This is a genomic window from Neobacillus vireti, assembly GCF_001026695.1.
Classification (GTDB): Bacteria; Bacillota; Bacilli; order Bacillales; family Cytobacillaceae; genus Neobacillus; species Neobacillus vireti.
The window spans coordinates 530,336-546,171 of sequence record NZ_LDNB01000012.1 but is presented as its reverse complement, the minus strand read 5'-3'; the positions used below and the strand labels follow the sequence as shown (position 1 = coordinate 546,171).

Below are 15,836 nucleotides of genomic sequence, written 5' to 3'. Positions count from 1 at the left end.
CTTCCTCAATTTCAGATACAGAGCAATCGCTCGATATCCTATCCTTTTAACGGCAGAACTCCGTGTATCCCTACTTTTGTTCAAGATACCTCTCACAAGTCCATTCCACAAATTCTTTCTTATCGGGTTCTCACCATCCCCGATTCTCTGCAAAGAAATAAATATGTGTACTCCTCTTGTTCAACAATTTGCATTATTTAGTTTGATATTGTTTTAAATGTTATTAAATTTAGCTGCAACTGTCAAGAGATATTTTTTAGAATTTTTTAATTTGTGCTGCTATTAAAAGGATTCTTTTCCCATAGTTTTTTTATATTGAAAAAAGCCATATTAACAATATAAAAAAAAATGAAGGCGGGATTGAGAGAAAAAATGGAACATATTGAGCAATTATCGAAAAGCCCACCTGCAGCAAAAAAGAAACAAGCTAAAGCAGGCCATAAACGTTGGAATGAGATCTCAAAGCAAAAGTGGGCAATTCTTTCCTTATCTTCGATTCCTTTAGTTATGACATTAGGCAATTCTATGTTGATTCCTATTTTACCTACGATGGAAAAGAAATTAGATATTTCATCGTTACAAACAAGCATGATTATTACGGTTTATTCAATCGTTGCGATTTTTTTAATCCCAATCGCCGGCTATTTATCAGACCATATCGGCAGAAAAAAGGTCATCATCCCAAGCCTCATTATTGCTGGAATTGGCGGAATTATTGCCGGCGGAGCTGCTTGGAAATTGGATAATGCTTATTGGGTCATCTTAGCGGGCCGCGCTCTTCAAGGAGTGGGCGCAGCCGGGGCATTTCCAATTGTACTTCCATTAGTAGGAGATATGTTTAAAAATGAAGATGATGTTAGTGTTTGTTTGGGAATTATCGAGACATCTAATACGTTCGGAAAGGTTTTAAGTCCCATCTTTGGGGCATTTCTAGCCGGGTTTATTTGGTTTTTACCTTTTCTTTCTTTTCCTGTCTTTTGTGCTATTTCTGTTGTAATGATGATCTTTCTAGTTAAATCTCCAAAAAGTTCCCAAAAACCAGTCCCTTTCAGGGAATTCTTTAATGGGGTTAAGAAGACCTTTAGTGAAAAGGGTCGTTGGCTTTATGCCATCTTTTTTATTGGTGGCATTTTAATGCTCGTCCTATTCGGAATTCTGTTTTACCTTTCGGAAATATTCGAAAAAGAATATGGAATCAAGGATATTAAAAAAGGTTTCTTTCTAGCTTTACCCCTTGGTGCACTTTGCCTTTCATCATTTATCGGCGGAAAAATCATCAAAAAAAATAAAGTATTGATGAAATGGTTAACGTTTGGGGGTATACTGGCTGCGGCTCTTTCGATTGGAGCCTTATGGTTTTCGATTAAGTTGTGGTATATGATTACAATGTTTTTAATAAGTGGTATTGGGATCGGTATTGGGCTTCCTTGTCTTGATACACTTATTACTGATGGGGTAGAAAAGAAGGAACGCGGAACAATCACATCGTTTTATGCGTCGATGAGATTTATTGGGGTCGCAGCAGGCCCGCCGATTATTGCCGTGCTAATGAAATTTTCAAACCAATGGATTTTTATCGTTATGAGCAGTCTCAGCATCCTGGCAGCAATCGTTGCTCTATTTGCGATTAAACCAAAGGCCAAGGGCTAACACACCTATAAGCGACCGTACCCTTTCTTCTCATCTCCACGGTCGCTTAAACGTAACCTGTTGGCTGCCCCATAAATGCCCTAATTTTTCTACCACATTTGAAGGTATTATGGTATAATAATTACTGTATCAAATAGTGTTTGCGGGTGTGGTTTAATGGTAGAATTTCAGCTTCCCAAGCTGACGGCGGGGGTTCGATTCCCCTCACCCGCTTTAACACAATACAATGTGGAGAAGTACCCAAGTGGTTATAAGGGGGCGCACTCGAAATGCGTTAGGGCGGGCGACCGTCGCGTGAGTTCGAATCTCATCTTCTCCTTCTTAAGAACATAAAAAACGCCAGTAAATTGGCGTTTTTTATTTGATTTTGATTAATATGGACTTAACCACTCAGGATCCCTGTCTACACAAATATGACATTTCTCTTTTTCCTCCTGAAAGGAATAAAATAGCTGTCCGCAATCCTGACATTTGTTTGTATAAACGCTCTCAACCGAGTCGCTTTTTTCCTTTATTTTAGGTCTTATCCGGATGGCTTCTTCTGAACAAATATCTGTGCAAGCAATACAATTCACGCATTTCTCATGATCGATATGCAAAACAGAACCTGCTAAACTAAACAGTTTTTGCGGGCAAAAGGAAAAACACGCCTGGCAGAGTGTACATTTATTTTTGTCGATTTCAACTAAGTAAAATTGAAAATCTTGAAAATACCTTGTTAGATTCCATTCATCTTCTTCTATCTGCCACGAAACCGGAGCCATATTTTTAGCTAACTGTTTCCCTTCTTTTTGCAGTTTGGAAAACAAGTCTCTCCGTGACAGCTTCTCCTCATTACTATTCCGAACAACTTTAATCGGCTTTTCACCTAATAGCTTCAATATTCGATTTGTTTTGCTTAGGACAAAATCCCATTGTGGATTTAGTGGAATATCGGTGATCTGAATAGCGTTCATTCCTCTTTTTTTATAAATCAACAGTTCCTTTTCCGATGGTGTATAGGCCTCACTATAAATGAGACTGGTATGAACAAATTCTCTTGATGCTGCTAAGCCTTTAATGGCTGACAATGGACAGGCAATGATACAATCGCCACAGGAATTGCAGCACTGTAAATCGATTACCATTGTTCTTTCATTGAATGAAATTGCTTCCAATTTACATACCTGCTCACAAACAGTGCAGGTGGACCTATAGTTTCTCTGCCTTGAACATTTTTCTGTTATTTTCACATCCGCATACAGACTTTCTAACCAATTTAGAATCAAAGACATAGAATCACCCGGATAATTCAGTCGCAATGCCTCTTATCTCTGTGGCATCGCGGCTGATTAATTTTTATGAACTATACAATTTCGCATCTTTGTGGGGAGTAATGACAATATTGGGATGGGTAATCGAATTACTTGGCATCCCTTTAATTTGGCTGACACTCCCATATTTTTCCCTCAGCTTTTCTACCGGTCCAAATTCAATTGCCTTCATTGGGCACGTTGCTACACACACTGGTTCCTCGCCTTTTTCTTGAAGGTCGATACAAAAATCACATTTATTCGATTTAAACTTCTGTTTATTATATTGCGGGGCACCGTAGGGACAAGCCTTAACGCAAAGTTGCGCTCCGGCACAAATTTCTTGATCAATGGTCACTACCCCATTTTCTTTATTCTTTATGATTGCTCCGGTTGGGCAGCTGGGAATACATCTTGGTTTCGTACAATGATTGCAGGCAATAGTGAAATAAAAAGCTTTTATGTTATTCACAAAACCGCTTGATGGCTGCTGGATAAAGGTTCCTTCCTCATAGGTGTAAACCCGGCGAAAATTCACCCCGACGTCAAGATTATTTTTATCCTTACATGAAACACTACAGGCTTTACAGCCAGTGCAAAGACTTTGATTAATATAAAACCCTAACTGTGCCAACGTCCTCACTCCTTATGCTTTTTTCACTTCAACAAGGTTTGTTAGTTGCGGAGTCGCTTTTGCAAGAGGTGTTGGCCGCTGTGATGTCAGCACATTAACCGAACCCCGTTGATCCTGTCCATTCGTATCAGGGGTATACCAGGCACCTTGAGGGATCCCTGTTACACCTGGAGTGATTCTTGGTGTCACCTTTACATCAATCAATAAACTGCCTCGGTCATTAAACACCTGCACACGGTCACCATCTTTTATTCCGCGCTTGTCTGCATCTTTAGGATTCAACCACATTTCTTGCTTTGCTGCTTCCTCCAGCCATTCTTGATTGTCATAGGTGGAATGACATCTCCGCTTATAATGCCAGCTGATAAGCTGCAATGGATATTGCGCCTTTAATGGATCCTCCGGTCCTTCCCACGATGGTATATATTTGGCGATTGCCGGAATTTCGTCATGCTGATTCATATCCCATAAAGTCTTTGAGAATAATTCAATTTTTCCTGAAGGTGTTTCAAAACGATTTTTCTCAAAGTCATCAATTTGCTCTTTATAGCCTACAAGCGGAGCATCATATTTAAAATGATGGACCCCCTTCTGACGGAATTCCTCAAAGGTGGGAAAGCTTGCATCCAATTCTTTCCTTGTCCTCTCCACACTCTCCTTCACCAAGTCGAGGATGGTTCTTCCCTCTGTATACTTTTCTTTCACACCTAATTTATCTGCTACCGCTGCGAAGACATCATATTCATCACGGCATTCAAAAAGCGGCTCAATTGTTTTTTCGCCAAAAACCACGTAATCGCCAAAGCACCATGGAACCCCAATATCATAGCGTTCAAAGAACGTCGTTCCCGGTAAAAGGATGTCTGCAAACTTTGCACTTGGAGTCATAAAGATATCACTGACAACAATAAATTCTACTTTACTTTCATCCTCAAGAAGTTTGCGTGTCTTATTAATATCCGCATGCTGATTAATAAGCATATTTCCGGCCATGTTAAAAATTAATTTAATATTCGCATTTAATCGTTCTGTTCCTTTTAGTCCATCTGCTGCAGTCATTTCTGTTCCCATTTCAACTGCTTTTGTCCAAAGGAAACAGGGTATAGATGCTTTTACTGGATTATCATAGGAAAATGGAAAGACGATATTCGAGCGATTCCAATAGCCAGTACCGGCAGCCCAGCCGCCAAGCTTGCCGACATTTCCTGTGAGGCAGGCTAACTGAGCACCACCGCGCATAATTTGTTCACCATATGCATGGCGCTGCGGCCCCCAGCCTTGAATAAGAGCTGCGGGCTTTGTGTTTGCGTACTCCCGGGCAATTTCACGAATTTTATTAGCTGGTACCCGGCAAATTTTTTCGGCCCATTCCGGAGTTTTTGGAGTACCATCCTTTTCCCCCAGTAAATAGCTTTTCAAAGACTCTTCCTTCGCTATTCCATCAGGCATATGCTCACCATCAAAGCCAAGACAGTATTTATCAAGAAATGCTTGATCGTGCAGGTTTTCGGTAATAATGACATATCCCATCGCATCCATCATCGCATTATCCGTAGTTGGCAGAATCGAAATCCACTCATCTGCAAAGGCGATGGCCGTATCCGTATAACGCGGATCAATGACAATTATTTTTGCGCCATTTTTCTTTGCCTGCATTAAATACTCACGGTAGGGTGTCGAGAAAATCATTTCAGAAGGATTTTGCCCCCACAAAATAATGTATTTGGAGTGTAAAAGCGAATCAAAGCTGCTACCTGAATTGTTGGTTCCGTACGTAAAAGGCGTTGCTACATTCCCTGCACCGGAACTATAATCATTTCGATAATTTAGAAAGCCGCCGGTAAGCGATAATAATTTCCTTACTGATGCACTGCCGCCATGAAGTCCCCAGCATTGTCCCGAGGCATAGTTATCATACCTGGATTCTGGGCCGTATTTATCACCGATTCGCTTTACTTCAGATGCAATCGTCTCGATGGCCTCATCCCATGAAATCCGTTTAAATTTCCCTTCGCCCCGCTTGCCAACTCGTTTCATTGGGTATTTTAAACGGTCCGGATGGTAAAGCATTTGCCTGTAGTTTCTTCCTCTGACACATGCCCTCAATGGCGGGGCAGACAAGTCTCCGCTTCCTTGTGAGTCGGTGCTGACCCGCACAACTACTCCATCCTTAACATGCGCCTTAATTACACAGCGCCCGCCGCAGTTATTCACGCTGCAGGTAGAAATAATTTGCTCATTATCTTTCGTACCTACTGCCTTTGCCTCTTTCTTCCGTTTAACGAGCATCTTTGTGCCGATTCCACCAGCAATCACAGGTAAACCGATTGCCCCTGACCATTTCAAAAACGTCCGACGCTGCATTTTATTGGCTAATATATTCGTTAATGGATGTTTTTCAGACATAATATTGAACCCTCCCTAACTTCCACTAATGATTCCAAATCAAAGCTCAAAAAATCTTCAAGAAGCATCGCCGCTCCCAAATATAATTGACTACTTGTATTTTCAATAACTTTTTCGCAAAAGGATGCAATCCAAATCAGTAAATGTTCTTCAATGAAGCTAATCTGGGTGGCTAGCAATTTTTCTATGCTGTCGTCCTTTGTTTCTTGAAAACATAGATCAGTAAGATGGATCATAAATTCCAGTTCAAGGAGAAGATGGTCGTCTGGTTCATTATTTTCTTTGCAATATTGGAGTCCAAATCGATGGTATAGCTCCCTAATTTGGTAGGTCCATTCTTCAAACAAAAGCTGTTCCCTGCTCCTGTAGTACGATTCCCAGGGAGGCGCACCTAACAGGCCTGGTCCAATAAAGAGCCTTTGGAACTCTTGCTGCTCTCTTTTGATTTGCTCAACAGTCAGGTGTTTAAAATAGCCATCAAGGATTTTTCCTCCTTCATGGAACTCCCCTAATTCTTCGAAGATTTCATCTCTTTTAATTCCAATTAACGCGTCAACATCTACTGGCATAGAAAATAACAAGTGTAACAGCTGATAAAAATTTTTTCTCGCTAACAAAAACGGCTGTAATTGAATATGTAATGGTTCTGTCGTCAAAGCCACTTCACTTTCTCCCCCTTGTGAAAAACTTCACATGATTATTTGTTATTTTATCACCTGCGCCTGCCTTTCATAGTTTATTTCATCTTCATATTACCGCATTCTCCCATAATTGTTATCTCTTTTGTGCATTTATTCACATTTTCTTCATATAAGGTTAGCCAATTTAGACATAAAGCTTTATAAACCGATTCTAATTTTTCTTAAAACACAAAAAGAGTGTATAATAAGACGATTAAATAATATGCAAAGGATGATTTGCTTGAACATTACTGGCTATTTAGTTGATAAACTAGAAGATCCATTTGGTTTATTATCAGGTGACCGCTATGAGTTTTTTCTTGACCTTGATGTAGATGAGGAAGATGAGCTTTATTCTGAGAAGGGTGTAGGTTTAAAAATAATTTTCGTAAGCGATGAGAATGGACAAAGACTTTCCCAGTATCATTTCTTTGAAAAGGGGACTGAAAAAGTGTTAGACTTTGCCCTTGAAGAGGATGAGGAAAAATTAGTCCTTCAATTTTGCAAGGAACACTTGGAAGAATAAAAAAGCAGGGGATAAACTTCCTCCTGCTTTTCCATTACTTACATGAAATTTTTACTATGATTATGAATCACTTGAAGTTCTTTTGTCGATTCACTCATTTCACTTTTGCAAATTGGACAAAGGGGCACATCACTGCTTTTAAAATTGTCACGAATCCAGCATTTACAATTCGCTGAATTACATACCCAAATTTTCGTTTCTTCTAGTTTGATTTCTTCATCGTTTTTTCTTCCAAACGCCAAAACTTATCACCCCTTGTACTTAGTTATGACTGTTTTTGAACACTAGTTTGTTAGCTGTAAAGCTATTTTTCTAGTAAACTTATAACTATATATAGATAAAAAGGTGATGCTTAACCAAGTGCATCACCCTTCTATTCCAAGAAAAAAATTGTTCACATGCAGTTAATCTTACAATTCCATTAATAAAAAAGACGCACTGGCACGTTTTGGGGAATAGTAACTCCCAAAATCACGTGCAGTTACGACTGCATAATTTAAAAAATATTTAACATACTCTTATTTTACCGCACTTCCAGCTTTTAGTCAAACCAATTTCTAAACTAGGGAATCCTGAAAATATTCGGAGCAAAATAAAACCGATTCAACGTGTAAAATCGGCTTTATTTTTTCTTATGCTTCTTTCTTCATTTTTGCTGCAGCTTTTTTCTTTGGTGCAGCGGCTTTTTTGGGTTTTGTACGGTCAATCGATGCCTGTAATGCAGCCATTAAATCAGTAACATTTGAAGGTTCTTCCTTGGTTGCAGCGGTTACTGTTTCTTTTCCGTTTCGTTTCGATTCAATCAATTCAAGCAGTGCTGTACGGTACTCATCCGTGTATTTTTCCGGTTCGAATTCTGATGTCAATTGGTCAATAAGTAAGATGGCCGTGTCCAGCTCTTTCTTAGTCACTTTGTTTTCTGCCGGAACATTTGGTACGTCTCCTGACTTTCGCACTTCGTCTGGAAAATGAATTGTTTCCATTACCAATGTATTTTCATAAACGCGGATGACCGCCAGCTGTTCTTTTGAACGGATAATAATTTTCGCTAGTCCCACTTTTTGTGATTCCTGTAATGCTTTGCGTAACAATGAATAGGCCTTACTGCCGCCATCATTCGGGGACATATAATAGCTGCGGTCAAAATAAATCGGATCAATTTCTTCGATTTTAACGAAATCAATGATTTCCACTGCTTTCTCTTCATTTTCCTTTTGCAGCTTTTCAAGGTCCTCACGGTCAAGAACAACAAATTTTCCTTTCGTGTACTCATACGCTTTTACAATATCTTCTGGCTTTACTTCTTCTTCACAAACTGAACAGATTTTTTCATATTTAATCGGGGCATGGCACTTATTATGAAGCGTACGAAGCTTGATATCTCTATCTTCTGTTGCTGTATGGAGCTTGATGGGAATGTTTACAAGCCCAAAGCTGATACTGCCCTTCCACATCGTATGCATAAAGTTATTCTCCATTCCTTTTTTGCTTTTATTTTGCATCAACTTAACAAGGACATCCCTTACAACATTTGGAAAAGAATGAAACAGTTCAAAATTATACAAAATAAAATAAAGGTGGGGATATACTATGATGAAACCGATGCTCCCGAGTCTTACCTTTGAGCTTCCCGTTCGTCCTGATTGGTTGTATGAGGTTAAATACGACGGATTTCGAGCATTATTAGAATGGACCATTAACGGAATAACGTTAACAAGCAGGAATGGAAAGCCCCTTTCACCTCAATTTCCAGAAATTGAAGAATTTTTACGAACGTACGAGGAGCAATTTAAAGCTTATTTACCACTTCAGTTTGATGGTGAACTTGTTTCCTTGGAAAACGCTTATAAAGCCAATTTTTCCGCCATCCAAGTACGAGGGCGTTTAAAGGCAGTGAAAAAAATTTCCGAGCAAGCTATGAAATCTCCTTGCCGGTTGATGGTCTTTGATTTACTAATGATTAAAGGTAAACCACTGCTAAATCAGCCCTACCATAAACGAAAAGATAAGTTGATTAACTTATTTCAACAACTTGAACTAGAAGTAGATTCTAATCCTTATAATCGCCAAATACTTCAACTTGTTTTTCCCTATGAGGATTTTAATGACTTATGGGAAAAAGTGGTGTTATATGATGGCGAAGGAATTATCGCCAAATCTAGAACTAGCCTTTGGGAGGAAGGGAAACGTACTTTACAATGGTTGAAATATAAAAATTGGAAATATGTTAGCTGTTTTGTCACTTCGTTCGATAAAACAAACGGCTACTTTTACGTTAGCGTGTATAAGGAAAATGACATTCATGTTGTTGGTCAGGTTTTGTTCGGATTTAAACCGGAAGAAAAACAAGCACTACGGCAAACGATAAAACAAAATATTATTCGTGAAGATGGATCATTAATTTTTGTAAACCCAGCTATCTGCCTTGAAGTAAAATATTTAGAGCTCTACGATAATCAACTCCGAGAGCCGCATTTTGACCATTTCCGCTTCGATTTGGAACCAGCTGAATGTACATATGAACAATTTATGATTCAACAAAAAAATTTACCGGCGGATTTAGCTATCACCCATCCTAATAAACCGCTTTGGGAAAATCAGCATATCGAAAAGATTGACTATATTTTTTATTTACGGGAAGTTTCTCCCTTCATGCTGCCATTTTTAGAAAATCGACTGCTGACAGTGATTCGGTATCCCCACGGAATGTTCGGGGAAGCATTTTATCAAAAAAACTGTCCGGATTATGCACCGGAATTTATCCGGACCCATTCCGCCGACGGGATTGATTATATTTTATGCAATAATTTGAAAACCCTCGTTTGGCTCGGAAATCAATTAGCAATTGAATTCCATGTTCCCTTTCAAACAATCCACAGCAAGGGACCAAGTGAAATTGTTTTTGATTTAGACCCGCCTGATCAAGATTCCTTCCATTTAGCTGTTAAGGCGGCTTTATTGATAAAAGAAGTGCTTGATCAACTAAATTTGATCGGATTTATTAAGACCTCGGGCAATAAGGGCCTGCAAGTTTATCTGCCTCTGCCGGAAGGAAAATTCTCCTACGACGATACAAGACTGTTTACAAGCTTTATGGCTGAGTATTTAATCGCAAAAGACCCTGACTCCTTTACAATTGAAAGAATGAAAAAAAAACGCGGGAAAAGACTATATGTTGATTATGTCCAGCATGGAGAAGGGAAAACGATTGTTGCCCCATATTCCTTACGCGGGAATGAAGCTGCAGGAGTTGCTACACCACTTTATTGGGAGGAAGTGGATGAAAAAATTAGCCCTGCTGCCTTTAATATGGAAAACGCATTAAAACGGCTTCAGAAACAAGGAAATCCGTTTCGGAACTATTTTCAAACAAAACAAATTCAGCCCTTTGGACCAATCCTTGAGATACTAAAGAAGGGGCAGAGAAAAAAAGGATAAGGTTGCCTTATCCTTTTAACATCTTTGTTATTATTTGCTGTACCTCGGATTGCAGTTTTTCGTATATGCCTTCCTCTGTTAATTCTTTTTTATCGGTTATTTCCACTAATTCACGCTCAAGATTTACCTCAACTGTTGACTCGTATAGATAGGTAGCATTTCCGATAAGGTCAATCTTATAATCCCTAGCGAGTTTATGAACCACACATTGAACTTTTCCGCCATTATTATAAACCGTAATCGGCTGTTCAAATGGATTTAGTTCTTGTAGGCAGGTAACCAGGGAAGATGCTGACATCGCTGTCCCGCAGGCATTCGTAAAGCCAACTCCCCGTTCAAAAGTTCGTACATATATCGCCCCATTGTCTAATTGCTTAACAAAACTAACATTTACACCGTCTGGAAATAATTCGTTGGGACCATTCACTTTTTCACTAAGCTGTTTTTGGATGCCACTTTGAAGCTGTTCCGTCTCTACTATCGCAATTAAATGCGGGTTAGGCACAGCCACCGCTGTAAATCTTAATTCCGTTGATAACTCCTTAATTCTCTCGTTGTAAAGCGTTGGCTGGTTTAAATTTAATGGCAATGCCTTTAATTCAAACAGCACGGGAGAAATTTCCACTTGATACGTATGGACATCTGGAAAGAGGTCTCTCTGTTTACTAACCTTTAAGTCTGCCTTCATGGTTTCAATGACAGCTTCACTGCGCCCATATAATTCACAAATATATCTTGCAACAAGCCGAAGCCCATTTCCACACATTGAGGCCTCCGAACCATCCGCATTAAATACCCGCATTCTTGCATCGGCATGTTCGCTATTCATGACAAAAAGAATCCCGTCTGCCCCTAATTCCGTTTCACGATGGCATAACAAACGGGCAAGTTCTGCCCGATTCTTTTCTGTGAAAGTATAAGTATTTGATATTTCATCGATTAATAGAAAATCATTCCCAGACCCATGACCTTTTATTACCTTGATTTGCATGATTTGCCCCCCAGATGAGATGTTCATTTTGTTACTATCATATCAAACATTAATCATGAGGGGAACTGTCCAATCCTCTACCTTTCGATAAAGTATTCATTTATTAAAAATGACATTCTTAATAGCTTCTCTTTATCCGATAAGGTTCCCCAAAACGAGAGGACAGGTGTATTGGCTTCTGGGAAATAAGTACTCCACTCCACCGGCATCCATCCTCTGCGCAGACGCAAATCAGTCTGATTCCCCGAATGAATTACCTTCTCATCCATAAATATAGACGACCCTTCTACTGCACCAATAGATTTTCCAACCGCATCAAGCAATTGTTTTTTACTTTTTCGCCAAGTAAGCTTCTTTTTTTCAAAGCAGCCTAAATATCGTCTTTCTTGGTCGAATGTTCCAATCTTTATATTTCTATTCCCTTTCACCTCGAAAAAACCAATGGCTTCATCCTGTGAATTGTAAAGGGCATACATTTTCGAATGCCGCAATCGACTTAAACCCTTTCGGCGGTACCTCGTTATCCTTCCCGCCAAATCGCCATTTGGAAAGTAAAACAGTATACTTGGTGAGTGGGTATTTAGGTAACATACTAGAAGATGCCTGGCTACAAATAAAGAATCATTCCAGCTCTTATGCCTACCATTAACCATGTTTCTAGCAATTAAAATCGATTGTTTCATCCTAAAAAGATAGAAATGAAAGCAGATAAAACTATAAGTTAGAAATGGGATTGTTAATAACATTATTTCTTGACTTTTATATAAAGAAAGGTTTCCAATGACAATTATAACCGCCGGAACTAACGCAGCTATACTGCCATTTAAGTTAATATTCGCTGAGTCATCGTAAAATTCGTTGATTTTCATCTAGAAAACTCCTTCTCCATTCCTCTTATACTAGTTTATTTACTATAAAGAAAAAAATGATAGAAGATTTTCTAGCAGAAATAATTTCGCAAAATTCAATTACGCCGCAAGCTCTTTTTTCCTAAAAATAAGCACACTTAACGATAATAGAACTATGATGCAGACAACAGCCAATATGCCGGCCGGTAAGGAGTGGTCCGAAATTCCTTGACCGATAAGGACCTCGTTGGCATAAGCAGTTAACTGCGCCGGGCTCCATTCAAACCAGTTAGAGAGAGTATTGCTCACAAGACTTATAACAATGGCAGCTGCAAGAGAAATAAACCCAGCTATTCCCGGGCTCATAAGCGCTGCACTGCAAAAGACTGTAATTGTTAAAATAACCGTCAGCCATAGGGCATAAAAGAAATAAGTTTGAAGAAATTGATCAAATGGAATCCATTCGAATAAAAAACCAGTATAATACCAGGTTGCCAGATAACCGATAAAAAAGGAAATCCACATTAATAATGCACTTCCAGCCCATTTAGCCGTAACAAAAGATTGAAAGGACACAGGCTTTACTAAAATCATTGCAGCCACGCCACTTTTTCTTTCCGAAGCAATAATCCCCATCGTTGTGAGGACGATGATTAGGACACCAAGGGTTGTATATTGACCTAAACCAGTAATTAACACCTCAGCAGCAGATGGTGTAGGAATTTGAATGACTGCACCTTCCGGGAGCCCGCCAACTGCATCGAGGATTTGCGGCATATAATAGCTGGTTAACGGTTCCTTTACCCCTAATAAAATAAAGGTAATCGGCACCCAAATCCATTTGAAATTTCTCCACATTTCTAACGTCTCTTTTTGTAACAATGTCAACCATTGGCTCATTTCCTCACCACCTTCATAAACACGTCTTCAAGGGTCATACTGCTAACCTCAAATTTTTCAAGCGGCCAATTTTGTTCTGCTATCGCTTGCAGGAAGGCCCTTCTAGCAATGGCAATGTCTTTCACAAAAATACTAACCCGGTTTCCTTCAAGCATCACCGATTGTGTAACCTCATGAGTTTCCAGAAAATGAGCATATTGAACTGCTTTCCCCCTGAAAAATAAGTCGATTTTTGCCTGCTGGTGCCGTTCACGAAGCTCTGTCATCGTTCCTGATTCAACAATTTTCCCATTATGTAAGAACAGAATTTCGTCACAAACCTCTTCAGCATCACTTAAAATATGTGTCGAGAATAGAATTGTTGTTTCCTTCTTCAAACCTTCAAGCAGATCTAATACTTCCCTTCTGCCGATTGGGTCTAGAGCAGACACGGGCTCATCGAGCATAATCAGCTGAGGCCGATGGATCAGTGCCTGGGCAATACCCAATCTTTGCTTCATCCCGCCTGAATACTTAGCTGTTTTTCGGTTTTTTGCATCTAAGATTCCAACTAGCTCTAGCAGCTCTAATGATCGTTCCTTCGCTTCCTTCGCCGATAATCCAGCTAATCTGCCTACATAGGATAAAAATTCTAGTCCGGTCATCCAATCGTAAAAAACAGGAAACTGCGGGAGGTATCCGATTAAGCCGCGGATATCCTCCCCTTTTTTCGCCTCAGTAAAGGTGATCTTTCCTTCGGTCGGATTCATCAAGCCCGAGAGCATTCTCAGTGTTGTCGTTTTCCCTGCTCCATTTGGTCCTAATAGGGCAATACACTTTCCTTTGTCAAGGCTGAAATCAAGCCCTTTAATTACTTCAGTCCCTTGAAACTGCTTTTTTAAACCGCTTATTTGAATAAGGGACATCAGTTACTTCTCCTTCCAATCACAAAATAAAGAATCGGTCCGATTATATTAATGAACAAAATAATAAGGGCCCACAACCACTTCGGCCCATTGGTTCTTTCAATTCTAACGAGATCAATGATGGCTGTGATCAGTAAAATAAGCTGAATAATCGCGATTGGTGCTAAAATAGGCATATAATTTGCTAATTGATCCATGTTCTTTCCCCCTTGGTTTGTTTATCTTTATCAATCATATGACGTTTGAACGATAAAAACGTTCAAAAATCCGACAAAAAAATTTGCCGGTTTTTTTGCGCCTTTTCCTTTGGCACGCAAGTTGATAAAATAGATAAAATACTATTATCAACGTACAGAAAGGTTTTATTATGACAAAAATACTTTTAAAAAAAGCATATATTTATCCGATTACCTCCAAACCGTTTAAATACGGAGATGTTCTCATTGAAGATGGGAAAATTAAAAAGGTAGGAAAGAATATTACGACCGATTTGCATGTAAAAATCATCGATTGCGGAGATTTGTACCTGTTTCCCGGCTTTATCGATGTTCATACCCATTTAGGTCTGTATGATGAAGGCACCGGCTGGGCCGGAAATGATGCAAACGAAACCGCTGAAGCACTTACGCCCCATATTCGGGCAATTGACGGGGCTTATCCGCTCGATCCGGCCTTCACCGATGCCATTAAAAGCGGAATAACCACCGTTCATATTATGCCCGGGAGTGCAAATGTTATCGGCGGTACCACTTCTGTCATCAAAACCACAGGTAAAAATATTAAGAAGATGATTGTCCAAGACGTAGCTGGATTAAAAATAGCGTTAGGGGAAAATCCTAAAAGAATTCACAGCAATGGAAATAGCAACTCCCTTACAAGGATGGGAATTATGGGAATGCTTAGGGAAGCCTTCTATCAAGCGATCCATGCTGATAACCCAGATGACCTGCGAATTACTCCGCTTGTGATGGCGTTAAAAAGAGAAATTCCCGTAAGAATTCATGCCCATCGTGCTGATGATATCATTACGGCGATTCGATTAGCCGAGGAGTTTAATCTTGATTTACGGATTGAACATTGTACAGAAGGACATCTTATTGCCAATGAATTGGCTGGTATGAATCTAAAAGTTTCAGTAGGTCCGACTCTGACAAGAAGATCAAAGGTCGAATTAAAAAATAAGACATGGAAAACCTATCAGGAGCTGACAAACCAAGGCGTCGAAGTTTCGATTACAACTGATCATCCGTACACGCCCATTCAATACTTAAATATTTGTGCAGGCATTGCCGTAAGAGAAGGGCTTTCAGAGCAAAAGGCTCTTGAAGGAATTACGATTCTCCCAGCAAGAAATCTAAAAATTGACCATTTGGTTGGAAGTATTGAGGAAGGGAAAGATGCTGATTTAGTCCTATGGAGTCATCATCCTTTTCATTATTTAGCGAAGCCGAAGTGGACGATGATTGGCGGGGAATTGATTTACTTAGAGGTGTAGAATTTTGTAGAAAAATGATAAAAAATTTTAACAAAAAATCAACAAAAAAACTATTTATTTTTTTCTTTTTT

General features: G+C 39.4%; 15 protein-coding genes, 2 tRNA genes and 1 other annotated feature (1 of these 18 cut by a window edge). Of the genes, 6 read left to right on the top strand and 11 right to left on the bottom strand.

Annotated elements, in window-relative coordinates; translation table 11 throughout:
• Positions 1-193: a binding site (T-box leader), on the bottom strand (it extends 56 nt beyond the left edge of the window).
• Between the two features lie 179 nt (positions 194-372).
• The 3 genes from AA980_RS15780 (at position 373) to AA980_RS15770 (ending at position 1,969) form a co-directional block, all read left to right on the top strand.
• Positions 373-1,650, top strand: a complete 1,278-nt coding sequence (locus AA980_RS15780; RefSeq protein ID WP_024029284.1) for an MFS transporter — start codon at positions 373-375, stop codon at positions 1,648-1,650.
• 142 nt (positions 1,651-1,792) lie between these two features.
• Positions 1,793-1,863 (top strand) — tRNA-Gly (locus AA980_RS15775).
• Positions 1,864-1,880: 17 nt separating this feature from the next.
• A tRNA-Ser gene (locus tag AA980_RS15770) sits at positions 1,881-1,969 on the top strand.
• 52 nt (positions 1,970-2,021) lie between these two features.
• On the opposite strand, the gene AA980_RS15765 is transcribed toward AA980_RS15770, so the two are convergent.
• The 4 genes from AA980_RS15765 to AA980_RS15750 all read right to left on the bottom strand — a co-directional run bounded on the left by AA980_RS15765 (position 2,022) and on the right by AA980_RS15750 (position 6,644).
• Complete coding sequence (locus AA980_RS15765; RefSeq protein ID WP_024029283.1) at positions 2,022-2,807, bottom strand: 4Fe-4S dicluster domain-containing protein; 786 nt, start codon at positions 2,805-2,807, stop codon at positions 2,022-2,024.
• Between the two features lie 181 nt (positions 2,808-2,988).
• Positions 2,989-3,585 (bottom strand): DMSO/selenate family reductase complex B subunit, encoded by a 597-nt coding sequence (locus AA980_RS15760; RefSeq protein WP_328586710.1) that lies wholly within the window; start codon positions 3,583-3,585, stop codon positions 2,989-2,991.
• A 3-nt stretch (positions 3,586-3,588) separates the two neighbouring features.
• Positions 3,589-5,982 (bottom strand): DMSO/selenate family reductase complex A subunit, encoded by a 2,394-nt coding sequence (locus AA980_RS15755; RefSeq protein WP_024029281.1) that lies wholly within the window; start codon positions 5,980-5,982, stop codon positions 3,589-3,591.
• Positions 5,961-6,644, bottom strand: a complete 684-nt coding sequence (locus AA980_RS15750) for a TorD/DmsD family molecular chaperone (RefSeq protein ID WP_024029280.1) — start codon at positions 6,642-6,644, stop codon at positions 5,961-5,963. The genes AA980_RS15755 and AA980_RS15750 overlap by 22 nt, the downstream gene beginning before the upstream one ends.
• Before the next feature lie 250 nt (positions 6,645-6,894).
• Here AA980_RS15750 and AA980_RS15745 point away from each other — a divergent pair, with 250 nt between their 5' ends.
• Positions 6,895-7,188, top strand: coding sequence for a DUF6509 family protein (locus AA980_RS15745; protein ID WP_082195745.1), 294 nt, complete (start codon positions 6,895-6,897; stop codon positions 7,186-7,188).
• A gap of 38 nt (positions 7,189-7,226) precedes the next feature.
• Here the strand turns inward: AA980_RS15745 and AA980_RS15740 are convergent, their stop codons facing one another.
• Both AA980_RS15740 and ku read right to left on the bottom strand, forming a co-directional pair.
• Positions 7,227-7,430: a cold-shock protein gene (locus AA980_RS15740; protein ID WP_024029278.1), complete on the bottom strand. Its 204-nt coding sequence runs from the start codon at positions 7,428-7,430 to the stop codon at positions 7,227-7,229.
• Between the two features lie 390 nt (positions 7,431-7,820).
• On the bottom strand, positions 7,821-8,651 hold the full coding sequence (gene ku, locus AA980_RS15735) for a non-homologous end joining protein Ku (RefSeq protein WP_034724361.1): 831 nt from the start codon (positions 8,649-8,651) through the stop codon (positions 7,821-7,823).
• A 130-nt stretch (positions 8,652-8,781) separates the two neighbouring features.
• Between ku and AA980_RS15730 the strand changes: the two genes are divergently transcribed.
• The gene (locus AA980_RS15730; protein ID WP_034724374.1) at positions 8,782-10,626 is read left to right on the top strand and encodes a DNA ligase D; all 1,845 of its coding nucleotides are present in this window, start codon (positions 8,782-8,784) and stop codon (positions 10,624-10,626) included.
• Between the two features lie 7 nt (positions 10,627-10,633).
• Here AA980_RS15730 and dapF read toward each other — a convergent pair whose 3' ends face one another.
• The 5 genes from dapF to AA980_RS15705 form a co-directional block, all read right to left on the bottom strand.
• The gene (gene dapF / locus AA980_RS15725; RefSeq protein WP_024029275.1) at positions 10,634-11,617 is read right to left on the bottom strand and encodes a diaminopimelate epimerase; all 984 of its coding nucleotides are present in this window, start codon (positions 11,615-11,617) and stop codon (positions 10,634-10,636) included.
• Between the two features lie 77 nt (positions 11,618-11,694).
• Complete coding sequence (locus AA980_RS15720; RefSeq protein ID WP_024029274.1) at positions 11,695-12,486, bottom strand: hypothetical protein; 792 nt, start codon at positions 12,484-12,486, stop codon at positions 11,695-11,697.
• Between the two features lie 99 nt (positions 12,487-12,585).
• Complete coding sequence (locus AA980_RS15715) at positions 12,586-13,365, bottom strand: ABC transporter permease (RefSeq protein WP_024029273.1); 780 nt, start codon at positions 13,363-13,365, stop codon at positions 12,586-12,588.
• Positions 13,362-14,270: an ABC transporter ATP-binding protein gene (locus tag AA980_RS15710; RefSeq protein WP_024029272.1), complete on the bottom strand. Its 909-nt coding sequence runs from the start codon at positions 14,268-14,270 to the stop codon at positions 13,362-13,364. The genes AA980_RS15715 and AA980_RS15710 overlap by 4 nt, the downstream gene beginning before the upstream one ends.
• The gene (locus AA980_RS15705; RefSeq protein ID WP_024029271.1) at positions 14,270-14,467 is read right to left on the bottom strand and encodes a PLD nuclease N-terminal domain-containing protein; all 198 of its coding nucleotides are present in this window, start codon (positions 14,465-14,467) and stop codon (positions 14,270-14,272) included. Before AA980_RS15705 ends, AA980_RS15710 begins: the two co-directional genes overlap by 1 nt.
• 170 nt (positions 14,468-14,637) lie before the next feature.
• Here AA980_RS15705 and AA980_RS15700 point away from each other — a divergent pair, with 170 nt between their 5' ends.
• Entirely contained in the window at positions 14,638-15,765 is a 1,128-nt protein-coding gene (locus tag AA980_RS15700) for an amidohydrolase (RefSeq protein WP_024029270.1), read from the top strand.
• Positions 15,766-15,836: the final 71 nt, after the last annotated feature.

Bases quoted from the DNA above. Each gene is read 5' to 3' on its own strand.
- AA980_RS15745 (WP_082195745.1), top strand. From the start codon at position 6,895: ATGATTTGCTTGAACATTACTGGCTATTTAGTTGATAAACTAGAAGAT.
- AA980_RS15720 (WP_024029274.1), bottom strand. From the start codon at position 12,486: ATGAAAATCAACGAATTTTACGATGACTCAGCGAATATTAACTTAAAT.
- AA980_RS15710 (WP_024029272.1), bottom strand. From the start codon at position 14,270: ATGTCCCTTATTCAAATAAGCGGTTTAAAAAAGCAGTTTCAAGGGACT.
- AA980_RS15780 (WP_024029284.1), top strand. From the start codon at position 373: ATGGAACATATTGAGCAATTATCGAAAAGCCCACCTGCAGCAAAAAAG.
- AA980_RS15700 (WP_024029270.1), top strand. From the start codon at position 14,638: ATGACAAAAATACTTTTAAAAAAAGCATATATTTATCCGATTACCTCC.
- AA980_RS15715 (WP_024029273.1), bottom strand. From the start codon at position 13,365: ATGAGCCAATGGTTGACATTGTTACAAAAAGAGACGTTAGAAATGTGG.
- ku (WP_034724361.1), bottom strand. From the start codon at position 8,651: ATGCATACGATGTGGAAGGGCAGTATCAGCTTTGGGCTTGTAAACATT.
- AA980_RS15730 (WP_034724374.1), top strand. From the start codon at position 8,782: ATGAAACCGATGCTCCCGAGTCTTACCTTTGAGCTTCCCGTTCGTCCT.
- dapF (WP_024029275.1), bottom strand. From the start codon at position 11,617: ATGCAAATCAAGGTAATAAAAGGTCATGGGTCTGGGAATGATTTTCTA.
- AA980_RS15705 (WP_024029271.1), bottom strand. From the start codon at position 14,467: ATGGATCAATTAGCAAATTATATGCCTATTTTAGCACCAATCGCGATT.
- AA980_RS15755 (WP_024029281.1), bottom strand. From the start codon at position 5,982: ATGTCTGAAAAACATCCATTAACGAATATATTAGCCAATAAAATGCAG.